This window comes from Faecalibacterium sp. DFI.5.82 (genome assembly GCF_029076575.1).
In the GTDB taxonomy this organism is placed as follows: domain Bacteria; phylum Bacillota; class Clostridia; order Oscillospirales; family Ruminococcaceae; genus Faecalibacterium; species Faecalibacterium duncaniae.
Map to the genome: position 1 here is coordinate 1 of NZ_JARFIS010000062.1, position 475 is coordinate 475.

At 63.2% G+C, this 475-nt stretch carries 1 protein-coding gene; it reads left to right on the plus strand.

Annotated features, from left to right (window positions below; translation table 11 throughout):
• On the plus strand, positions 1-475 hold a 475-nt coding region (locus P0G09_RS15565), incomplete at both ends, for an ATP-binding cassette domain-containing protein (RefSeq protein ID WP_275253103.1).

Consider the following 475-nt stretch of genomic DNA (forward strand, 5'->3'; position numbering starts at 1 on the left):
CTGAACTTTCTGGAGACCGCTGACAGCGGCACTCTGGTGTTCGACGGCGAATCCTTCGATCTTGGCAGGATCTCCCGGGCCGACATTGCCCGCAGGATGCCAAAGGAGCAGGCAGACGAGATCGGCAGACGGATGCTGGAAAAGGTCGGTCTGGCCGACCGGGCCGACTACTATCCCCGCCAGCTTTCCGGCGGACAGCAGCAGCGCGTTGCCATTGCCCGCGCCCTTGCCACCGACCCTGAGATCAATTACTTTGATGAACCCACCAGTGCCCTTGACCCGGAGCTGACCGGCGAGGTGCTCTCGGTCATGCGGAAGCTGGCCGAAGAGGGCATGACCATGCTGGTGGTCACCCACGAGATGGGCTTTGCCCGCAACGTCTCCTCCAAGACGGTATTCATGGAGAACGGCGTGGTGGTGGAGCAGGCCCCTTCCCACGACTTCTTTGCCCACCCCCGCGAGGAGCGTACCCGGG